Annotated in this window: 8 protein-coding genes; 6 read left to right on the top strand and 2 right to left on the bottom strand. The window is 68.2% G+C overall.

Features of this window, described 5'->3' with window-relative positions; genetic code table 11:
• Positions 1 to 265 precede the first annotated feature (265 nt).
• Positions 266 to 802: an SMI1/KNR4 family protein gene (locus tag JGS22_RS25675; RefSeq protein WP_211038993.1), complete on the bottom strand. Its 537-nt coding sequence runs from the start codon at positions 800 to 802 to the stop codon at positions 266 to 268.
• A gap of 389 nt (positions 803 to 1,191) precedes the next feature.
• Between JGS22_RS25675 and JGS22_RS25680 the strand changes: the two genes are divergently transcribed.
• From JGS22_RS25680 to JGS22_RS25700, 5 genes are all read left to right on the top strand, one after another.
• A complete protein-coding gene (locus JGS22_RS25680) occupies positions 1,192 to 1,683 on the top strand; it encodes a Pycsar system effector family protein (protein ID WP_211038992.1) in 492 nt (163 codons plus the stop codon).
• Positions 1,684 to 1,726: 43 nt separating this feature from the next.
• Complete coding sequence (locus JGS22_RS25685) at positions 1,727 to 2,386, top strand: Crp/Fnr family transcriptional regulator (protein WP_211038991.1); 660 nt, start codon at positions 1,727 to 1,729, stop codon at positions 2,384 to 2,386.
• A gap of 102 nt (positions 2,387 to 2,488) precedes the next feature.
• Positions 2,489 to 3,304 carry a hypothetical protein gene (locus tag JGS22_RS25690; RefSeq protein ID WP_211038990.1) on the top strand — a complete coding sequence of 272 codons (816 nt, stop codon included), beginning with the start codon at positions 2,489 to 2,491 and terminating at the stop codon, positions 3,302 to 3,304.
• A gap of 51 nt (positions 3,305 to 3,355) precedes the next feature.
• Complete coding sequence (locus JGS22_RS25695) at positions 3,356 to 5,605, top strand: hypothetical protein (RefSeq protein WP_236074458.1); 2,250 nt, start codon at positions 3,356 to 3,358, stop codon at positions 5,603 to 5,605.
• Between the two features lie 89 nt (positions 5,606 to 5,694).
• Positions 5,695 to 6,303, top strand: a complete 609-nt coding sequence (locus tag JGS22_RS25700) for a hypothetical protein (RefSeq protein WP_308405902.1) — start codon at positions 5,695 to 5,697, stop codon at positions 6,301 to 6,303.
• Between the two features lie 729 nt (positions 6,304 to 7,032).
• On the opposite strand, the gene JGS22_RS25705 is transcribed toward JGS22_RS25700, so the two are convergent.
• Positions 7,033 to 8,376, bottom strand: coding sequence for a class I SAM-dependent RNA methyltransferase (locus JGS22_RS25705; RefSeq protein ID WP_211038989.1), 1,344 nt, complete (start codon positions 8,374 to 8,376; stop codon positions 7,033 to 7,035).
• 445 nt (positions 8,377 to 8,821) lie between these two features.
• On the opposite strand from JGS22_RS25705, the gene JGS22_RS25710 reads away from it, so the two are divergent.
• Positions 8,822 to 10,312, top strand: a complete 1,491-nt coding sequence (locus JGS22_RS25710) for an SDR family oxidoreductase (RefSeq protein WP_308405903.1) — start codon at positions 8,822 to 8,824, stop codon at positions 10,310 to 10,312.
• Positions 10,313 to 10,330: the final 18 nt, after the last annotated feature.

A 10,330-nucleotide genomic window follows, 5' to 3' on the forward strand; every position in this document is an offset into this window, starting at 1 on the left:
GTCACGGTCTGCAGCTGGATTCCCAGTCCCGTCCGACACGAGGGCCCGGGCACTTCCGCGAAGCCGGCTGACGAGCCGAGGCCGGGCGGCTCCGACACGGCAGCGAATCAGGGGCCGGTCACATGAGCGGGCATCTCATGGGGTCGGCGTGGGGCGGGCGAAGAGTTGCCGGCGTTCGTAGGGCGCCATGGCGCACTCGACGGCTTTCGATGTCGTGTGAGGTGTGGCGCGTGAGCGTGCAGACCCTCGGAGCGGTGGTGTGGCGTCACATCTCCCGGACGGATCTGAAGGTGTGTTCCTCGAGTGGGAATCGCGACCACAGGATGTTCGAGGTGATGTTCCGGTTGAGCACCGACGCGAGGAACTCGGTGCATGTCATGCCGTACGTTTCCCACACCGTGCTGCTCGCATCGTTGATGAGGACGCGCCATTCTTCCGGCGGCACGCCCTTCGCTGCCGCCCAGTACAGGTACTCGCCGTTGTCGGTGGTGGCCCAGGGAATCAGTCGCGCGTTGTCTTCTGTGACTTCGGGCGGGGGTGGCTCGAGGTCCCAGAGGATCTCGTTCGCCTCGAGCCGCTGGCCGAGAACGCGCTCCAGATCGTAGGCGCGGTGGCTGCTGCCGGGTTCGAGCAGCAGCAGGTACTCGTCGACCAATCCGCCACCGCAGGAGTCGATCAACTCCTTGTAGTCGCGCGGGAGAGAGCTGCAGATCCCGGCCTCCACCCGCCCCCAGTCCATGCGGCCGCCGCGTGGTTCTCCGAGTGGGAGAAGTGCCCGCAGGGTTTCGATGTGGTTGTTCACGACGTCGGACCCTTCGGATGCTCTGCGGCTGCCGGCTCAGCATTACGGCATGTCCAGGATGGAGACGGCGTTGAACTCTGAGCCGCCGGCTCTGTCAGTGCATGGCAATCCATTGGAGCCGTGGGCTTCGATTGTCACGCCCACCGGCCCTCCCCATCAGCGTCGACTCGGCGTCACGACAACGCCCGCAAAGCCGACACCGCACCTTATGAGCGCTGACCCAACAGCAAGGTGCCCCCCATCTCATTGACTTCGGACCACGGAAGGCCTTGGAGTGAGGAACCTTTCGCTCCTCCCGCCCTGCGGTAGGCAGCGCTCCTCGACGGCTGAGAGCAGGCTGGCAACTGGCACGACAAGCAGGCGACGGCCACAGAGGGATGCGGGGCGACATGCACGAGCCAGGCGATATTCAGTTGGAGATGGAGCGACTGCAGGGGCACGCCGAACGCGCCTTCGTCGAGGTACAGCGGGCGGATACGAAAGCAACGACTTTGTGCGGAATAACCGGTGGCTTGCTGGCTGCAGGGGTTGCCGTGCTGTCAAGTGCGCACGACATGGCCCCCATCGCGGTGTTCTCGTTAATCATGATGTGTCTTCTGCTGATGGCCGCGATAGGAGCTGCGCTGCTCGCACTGCGACCCGTGGTCCCGAGGGCGGGACTGCATACCGAATTGATGAACGAAGCGCTCGTACACCACCGGGTCGGTGTGAGCACGGCTGCGCACGGGGAGCTTGAACGGCATGTCGAGGGCCGCCGATTACAAGTGCTGGCCTGGCTGGCGGACAGGAAGCTGCGAGCGGCCCGCCTGGCCGTCGACTTTGCCCTAGCAGCACTCCTGATGGCTGGAATGTGTCTATTGAGCAACATTCTGGTTGGTTGAGACGATCGACTAAGTGTGTCGGGGCCGCATAGCAGGGGGACGCATGTATCAGCCGCATGCCACGGTGATCGGCGACGAGTTATGGGCACGCCTGAAGGCGCTCGCACCGCAGCGCGTCAGGCCCGCTCGGAGTGTGCTGCTCCGCCAGGGAGACCCAGCAACTCACGTGATCGTCCTGGAGTCCGGGTCAACGTTGATCACCCTGGCCGGGGCCTGCGGAGAAAGGACACTTCTTGCCGTGCGCGGCGCCGGTGAGCTGCTCGGCGAGCTGGCCGTGTTGGACTCCCAGCCGCGCACGGCCACGGTAATCGCCGCCGAGACCTGCCAGATCCGCATCATCCCTGCTGCCGCCTTCCTCAAGTTCGTTGAGGAGCATGCTCTGCTGGCTCCACTCCTGCGCCATGCCATCGCCCGGGTCAGGGAATCAGAGGCCGTTCGACTCGAACTGGCCACCGCTTCTGTGCCGCTGCGTCTGGCATCGGCTCTCTCTCGACTGGTCGAGGCCGCATCCGCTTCGGCTTCGGATCTCGCCGTGCGTCTGACCCAGACGGAGCTGTCTCAGATGATTGGCGCTTCCCGCAACGCGGTGGTCAACGCGCTCAGACCCTGGCGCGAGCGTGACTGGGTCCGCACGACCTCCAGTGGTGGTCTCCTCGTTCGCGACATCCATTCGATTCAATCGCACGCGCGTACGCAGGCGTGACGGGCCGCACTTCAGGCGTGCCCACTACTGGGCAGCGGCAGCCGTCCCACCCGATCAGCATGGGCACTTCCCTGACCGCCTGTGCTGGAAGGACGGTGTCCGATGGTTGTGCCGCTGCACGCAATGCCCTTGGATATGCCCGCCGAACTCGCCCTCGTGGCGATCGACATGGAGAAGTACAGCCAGATCCCCGAGGCGAAGATGGCTGCCGCCCGGTGCGCCGTGGACGACATCGTGGCGACCGTGCTCACTGATTGCCAGTTGCCCGACCCGCGGGAACTTCCCGGCGGCTACAAGGACAGCGGCGACGGGGCGATCCTGCTGTTCCCGCCCTCAGTCCTGACACGACTCGTGGACCCAGCGCTGGGCCGGCTCAATGCGGCTCTGGTGCGCTACGAGCGGCGGCGGCTGGCCAGTAGCCCCGTCTTGCGGCTGCGGGTCAGTGTGCACGTCGGCCCGCTGGCCGTGCCCGACCACCGCGGTAACGCCATCAATGACACCACCCGGCTGCTCGACAGTCAGGCCAATCGCGACGCGCTGTCCGCCGCGAGGGACAATGGCGGCTTCGTTGCTGCCGCGCTCTCCGAGATCGTCTACCAGCGCACCGTGCACTCAGGACACACGCAGGATGTGGGCGCACATCACTTCCTCGAGGCGGTTGCTCGCGTCAGCGACAAGCCCGGCTTCGAGCAGCCCTGCCGGATTCATGTACCGGGCCTGACCGGTCCGGCCGTACATCCCTATGTCGCATACGCCGCGTCGTCGGCCACTGCTCCATCCCCTCCCGCGCAGCAGACCGCTGCTTCGGCTGCTGCTGCTGCCAGCAGTGGCGGCACATTCCAGTTCCACGCTCAGGTCAGCGACGCCACGATCGCGAACAGCATCGAAACCTTGCGAATCGATCGCCGCCAGCGGTGAAGCGTCTGGCCCTTCCGCCCCCGCAAGCCCGCACTCACTCTGGAGTTCCAAATGACTGACGTACCGTTCGACCCCACTTGCTCCGACGCCACCCCACCGAACAACGAAAGTGATGAGAGCCGGTCCAACGGCTCCGGCGGCTGGCTGCATCGATTGCGCACCGGAACCGGCTCCGCCGATCGGCTGGGTGCGAATCCTGACGACCCGTCCGCTTCTCCAGCTCTCCCACAGCCGGGCCCTTTGCCACCCACGCCCCGCGTGCACGAAACGCACGGTGCAGCGACACACGTGTACGGGGACCCCGAAGTTGTCGCCCACTACATCGAGCAGGTGATCCTGGAAACTCGGAAACGGGACCTACTGGAAGGCTTGGAACAAAACCGTGGGCGGCTGCTGGACCAGCCTTTCGTACGGGGCCCGCACTGGGACCTGGTCTGGGAGCAAATCGTCAATCCTGTAACCAGCCGTCCTCGCCAGCCGATCATCGTCATCGTGGCACCGCGTTCGTGTGGCTCCACCACTTTCGCTCTGCGCCTGCTGGCCGAGCACACTGCTGATGAAACCACCCTGGTCCAGCTGGATGCGGACTGGGACACTCCCCGCCAAGGGCGCCTGCCTTTGGAGAAGGCGCATGCGTACCAACTCGATCTCAAGCATCCGGAGAACGACGAGGTATCCACCGACTTCCTGGACGCCCTGTCGAAACACGCCTCTCACCTGCGCGACTGCCACTCCTACCTCGCGCTGACCGTCGCACAGGGCCTGTGGAAGGACCACCGACTCAGCGATCGTGACGGCATCCAAGTCGTTCATCTGCAGCAGGCACCCGATGCCCAGCACGTGGTCGAGGCGCACCTGGCCGCCCACGGCTACGACCAACTCGTCACGTCACTCCGCTCCTTCCCTAAGACCACCACGTCCTTGCGCGGACTGACAGCTGTGGCCGCTGCGCGGGCCGCGCACACCGTCGTGATGGCCTGGAACGAGCACAGCCGCACAAGCACCCAGCAGTCGCCCCCGCAGGTGGAAGGCGAAGGTACCGGGAACACCCTCGAAGACCGCATCATCGCGGCGTTGACCGACTGGCGCGGTGAACTCGACGACCTATTCGGCGAGCTGAACAGGCTGCACGCGCATGGCAATCCGTCACTCACCGTGGAAGACCGTTGCCTGCTCCTGGCCTTGGCCGTGCAGCAGTCAGCACCCATGCCCATCGTGGCGCGCAGTGCAACTGCTCTGCTCGCAGCCATCGGAGACGCGCCCGGCGCCGCCAACACAGCACCAGGGTTCTCACCGCCCCTCAGCGCCCTGGCAGGACGAGGAATGCGTCGGCGTATCCAGGACGTCGGGGGTCAAGTCGACCTGCAGGACACCGTGGTCTTCGACCGGCCCGCCTACGGGCGCGCTGTGCTGGAGTATGTCTGGGACAACTACGACGTCATGCGCAAACCGTTGCTGACCTGGCTCGTCGCGACAGCCCAGAGCACCGATCCGGAAGACCACGCCGTGGCGGCACTGGCCGAACTCACCGTGCGGCACGGAACGGTGAGCTACCTCACCGAGCTGGGTGAACTCGTAGGCAGCAGCCAGCCAGAGGTGCTCGGTGCGGTCCTGGAAAAGGCCGTGCGCAACGAACACGTCGGGCGCCTGGCATGGGCCGCGCTCTACGGGTGGGCGGAACAGAAGAGTTACGCGCCCGCGGTAATCGCGCTGTGCCAACGAATCCTGGAGGACCCCGCCACCGCCACGGTTCTGGCCAAGCGGGCCATGGTGCGGCTGCGTCGCGTCGCGCACAAGAACACCGACGCAGCAGGCCAAGTCCTGGCTGCCTACGACGACCTTGCCCAACACCCCACCGTGGCAGCGCGGCTGGTAGCTGAGGTCCAAGGCTGGCAACAGGGCAAAGTTTCGGCGCGCGGCGGAGCGCTGGCCTTCCTCGCGCTGATGACCGTCCGCCGTGACGACGCACCGTGGCTCGTGTGCGCGCCTCCCCCGGACGTCGACGTGCAGCGGGCCCTCAACAACCTGCTCTCCTCATCGGACACCGCTGCCCAGGCCATTTCGCGCCTGACGGGCTGGATCCGCTCGTGCGCCGGCGATCCCAGCACGTACACACAGTTGCGCAACCAACTCCTGCCTGCGCTACGCGGCCACAACATGTTCGAGGCCGGCATGAAGCTCATGAACGAGCTGCGCGGCATCTCCACCGTTGAGGGCGTCAGCGTGGCTGACGACCTCTACAACCACCTCGTTGACAGCCGTCTACGCACGGTCTTCCCGCTCGAAGAGAGCCTCACGTGAGGTGGCCATGGAGGCGCGCAGTTCGTAGGAGTACGTCTGTCCAGCCACGTCTGCTGCCGAGTTCCACGGGCGGCATCTCGTTCGAAGCGGTGTACACGATCACCTGGCGACCACTGTGGCGTGTGCCCGCCAACACGGAGGAGACAGTACGCGCCGCCGTGCATGCCACTGCCTCCGCTACAGCGGCGCATATGCCGGCCCCGGACGTACCTGCTGCCCAGGACGCCGTCAACGCCGCTCTCGGCTGTCTGCCCCGCCGCGCCTCGAACTACCGCCTGTTGAGCATCTACGCGGCTCTCGGACTGCCCAGCACCGCCAAGGACCTACTGGCACAGCGGGCAGCGGACGAGCAACGCGTCCGTCGCCTGCGGTTCTTGAAAGACAACCTCTACGATCACCCGGACCTCGTCGTCCTGGACCGACTTGAGCGCCACGCCCCCGGTGCCCTGGCTGACGAGCATGTAGCCGAGCTCCAGCGCCTCGCTCGCCTGATCTACTCCTGCAACCGCTGGTGGTTCCCACTCCTGCAGCAATGGGAGCAGGTTGGCCAAGGTTTCACAGACGTCGAAAAGCGTCAGCAGGCAATGCTCGTACTGTCCGATTCCCTCGAGGCGCTCAGCGGCGGCAGTCTGCCCAGCAGCATCCCGCCGATGGGCATACCCGGGGCCGACACGACAGCTCGAAGGGAGCATCCATGAAGCTCTTCTTGTGGCGAGTACTGCTGGCCCCAATGACCAGCCTCCGAGCACTCCTCGTTCAATGGCGCAGCGCAACACCCCTGTCCTACGACGCTGCCTGGCGTCGCGCCCGCCTGGACCGTTGTCCGGATGAAATGGTCTATCGACTCTATGGCCACCAAGCCGCCGGCACCTCCGATCACGCGACCGGCGCCCAGACGCCTTCCGGTCCGCCCAAGAGCGACGAGCCAACCGACCGGCGCCCGTAAGGCGAGCATTTCAGGAGCAGACAACTCCTTCGCCCTGGCACGGAAGCTCACGTCCATTGGGGCGGCCCATGCCTGAGGACGAGGTTCACCTCAGCTGGGGCATCTGACGGATCCACATCCTGCGGAACGAGGGCCCGCAGCCGCCGAGGCAGGGGACCTGGCCGATTCCCCCCGGAGCCGGTCAGGAGCCAACCGAGATGACCGCCAGGGACTGGACCGCATCGCACCCGGGCCCGCCGCCCAGTTTCACGGCCTTCGTCCTCATTCACCAGTTCACATAGGGGTTGTTCACTGAGTGAACAACCGGGAACCTCGTAAGGAGTGAGGACCTACCGCGCGACGGGGCGGTCCCGCTCGGACAGCGATACCGGGCCACAGCCCTGTCAGCAGTTGGAGTCCACTGGGACTTCCGACCCCATCAAGCGGCACGATCACACGTAACGCCCACGCCGCACATACTGCGCATGCACAAACCCGCAGCTCAGGCGTCCTTCTTCGCCGGCTCCAGGATCGCGAGGCACTCCATGTGGTGGGTCATGGGGAAGAGGTCGAAGGCGCGGAGGAAGCGGGGGGCGTAGCCGTTGTCGGCGAAGTACTTGAGGTCGCGGGCGAGGGCGGCCGGGTCGCAGGCGACGTAGGCGACGCGGCGGGGGCCGAGAGCGGCGATACGGGCGACGGTGTCGCGGCCGGCGCCGGCACGCGGCGGGTCGAGGACGACGAGGTCGGCCTCGGTGATGCCGGTACGGGGCAGGACCTGCTCGACCTTCCCCTGCTCAACCCTGACCCGGTCGAAATCGGCCAGGTTGTGGCGGGCGTCCTCGACGGCGCGACGGCTGGACTCGATGCCGAGCACCGCGCCCTTCTCGCCGATCCGGTCGGCGAGCGCGCCCGCGAAGAGGCCGACGCCGCAGTAGAGGTCGAGCGCGGTCTCGCCCTTGCGCGGCAGCAGCCCGCGCATGACGGCGTCGACCAGCACGTCCGCGGCCTGTGCGTGCACCTGCCAGAAGCCGCCCGCGCCCACCCGCCACGTACGGTCGTCCGCGCGCTCGCGCAGGAAGTCGCGGCCGTGCACCCGGTGCATACGGCGCGGTTCGGTGCGCTTCTTGGACTCCCCCACGCGCAGTACGGAGACCGGCTTGTCGAGTTCGACGATCGGCAGTCGGCCGCCGGGACGCGGGGTCAGGACGACCTGCCGGTCGGCGGAGCCGGTCGCGGCGCTCGCCTCGATCCCTGCGATCTGCGGCCAGCTGCGCTTCTCGATGCCCAGTTCGCTGACGCCGGGGGCGGCGATCATGCAGTGGTCGATGGGCTCGACCTCGTGGGAGCGGTGGCGGCGCAGGCCGGCACGGCCCTCCTCGTCGACGGCGTACTGCACGCGGGTGCGCCACTGGGGCACCTCGCCCGCGGGCACCTTGTCGCCGGGAGCGGGCTCGACGGTGCCGTCCCACTTCACGTCCTCGGGCGTCAGCCCGGCCAGCCGCTGCAACTGCTCGGTGAGCACGTCCGCCTTCAGCCGCCGCTGCGCACCGGGCTTGGCGTGCTGCCAGTCGCAGCCGCCGCAACGGCCAGGCCCGGAGAACGGGCAGGGCGCCTCGATGCGGTCCTTCGACGCCTCCAGCACGGTCACCGCGTCCGCGCGCAGGAAGCGCGAGTCGCTGTGTCCGTCGGTCACCCTGGCCACGACGCGCTCGCCGGGCAGGGCGTGGCGCACGAAGAGCACCCGTCCCTCCTCGGTGCGGGCGACGCAGTGGCCGCCGTGCGCGACCGGGCCGACCTCGACCTCGTACTCCTGTCCGACCAGTGACTCAGTGGCGGTTTCGGACATGGTGCGGCGCTCCAGGAGTGGGGTGCGGTGTGGAGGCGGTTCGCCTCGACGGGCCTGCGGCAAAAGGCCAAGTCTACGCGGCGCGAAGGGGTGCCCCTGCCCCGCGGCCGGGCCCGGTCGGACGCCCGCGTCCAGGCCCCGCCCGCGTCCCCGACCCGCCGGTGGGCGGGGCGGCGAGGAACGCGAGATCGTGGCAGCGGGAACGTACGCGCCCCGCTGTGGTCGTACGCGGCCGACACGGGTCGCTGTTGCGGCACCCGGCAGCGGTGGCTGGGCCGCCGCGAACCGGGTACGCGGGTACGCACCGGGAGTGGCCCGCCGGGAGCGGCGGATCGGGCCGGCGGCGACAACGCAGTGGCGGACGGGTTCGCCGACGCGGCGACAGCGCTGGCGCGGTGCGGCCACCCTTCCGAGCGGGCGAGTGAGAAGCAGGAGAGGAGCGGCTGTGCACACTCTGGTGACCGGAGCGAGCGGTTACGTCGGAGGTCGGCTGGTGCCGGAGCTGTTGGCGGCCGGGCACCGGGTGCGGTGCCTGGCCCGTACGCCGTCCAAGCTCGCGGACACGCCCTGGGCGGACGAGGTGGAGGTGGTGCGCGGCGACGTCACCGATCCGCGGTCGCTGGCCGAAGCGTTGGACGGGATGGACGCGGCGTACTACCTCGTCCACGCGCTGGGCAGCGGCAGCGGCTTCGAGCGCGCCGACGCCGAGGCGGCGCGCACCTTCGGACGGGCGTGCAGGGAGGCGGGGGTCGGCAGGATCGTCTACCTGGGCGGACTGACACCGGCCGGTGTGCCGGAGCGCGAGCTGTCACCGCATCTGCGGTCGAGGGCGGAGGTCGGACGCATCCTGCTGGATTCCGGGGTGCCGACGGCGGTGCTGCGCGCGGCCGTGATCATCGGCTCGGGTTCGGCCTCGTTCGAGATGCTGCGCTACCTGACCGAGAGGCTGCCGATCATGGTCACCCCGAGTTGGCTGCGCACCCGGGTCCAACCGGTGGCGATCCGCGACGTGTTGAGGTGCCTGGTCGGCTGCGCGGAGTTGCCCGCGGAGGTGGCGCGGACGTTCGACGTCGGCGGGCCAGACGTCCTGACGTACCGGGACATGATGCGCCGGTACGCGGCGGTGGCCGAGCTGCCGAGGCGGATCGTGGTGCCGGTGCCGGTGCTGACGCCGTCGCTCTCCAGCCACTGGGTGGGGCTGGTCACGCCGGTGCCCAGCTCGATCGCCCGGCCGCTGACCGAGTCGCTGCGGCACGAGGTGGTGTGCCGGGAGAACGACATCGAACGGTACGTGCCGCCGCCGGCGGGCGCGCCGTACGGCTTCGACGAGGCGCTCCGACTGGCGCTGCGACGCATCAAGGAGGCACAGGTCAGTACCCGCTGGTCGTCGGCGAGTTGGCCGGGCGCGCCGAGCGACCCGCTGCCCACCGACCCCGACTGGTCGGGCGGTTCGCTCTACACCGACGAGCGGGCCAAGGACGTGGACGCCTCGCCCCAGGAGCTGTGGCGGGTCATCGAGGGGATCGGCGGCGAGAACGGCTGGTACTCGTTGCCCCTCGCCTGGTCGCTACGAGGCTGGATGGACCGGCTGACGGGCGGCGTGGGACTGCGACGCGGCCGGCGGGACGCGGCACGTCTGCGCACCGGGGACGCGCTCGACTTCTGGCGCGTCGAGGCCATCGAACGCGGCCAACTGCTGCGGCTGCGCGCCGAGATGAGGCTGCCGGGCCTGGCGTGGCTGGAGCTGCGCGTGGTGACGCGCTCCGACGGCGGCACCGAGTACCGCCAACGGGCACTGTTCCATCCGCGCGGCCTGGCGGGGCAGTTGTACTGGTGGAGCGTGAGCCCCTTCCACGCACTCGTCTTCGGCGGCATGGCCCGCAACATCGCCACCGCCGCGAACAAGTCCCGGGACACGACGGTCAAACACGGCTGAGCCCGCCCGGCGTCGAAC

The organism is Streptomyces tardus, from assembly GCF_018101125.2.
GTDB lineage: Bacteria > Actinomycetota > Actinomycetes > Streptomycetales > Streptomycetaceae > Streptomyces > Streptomyces tardus.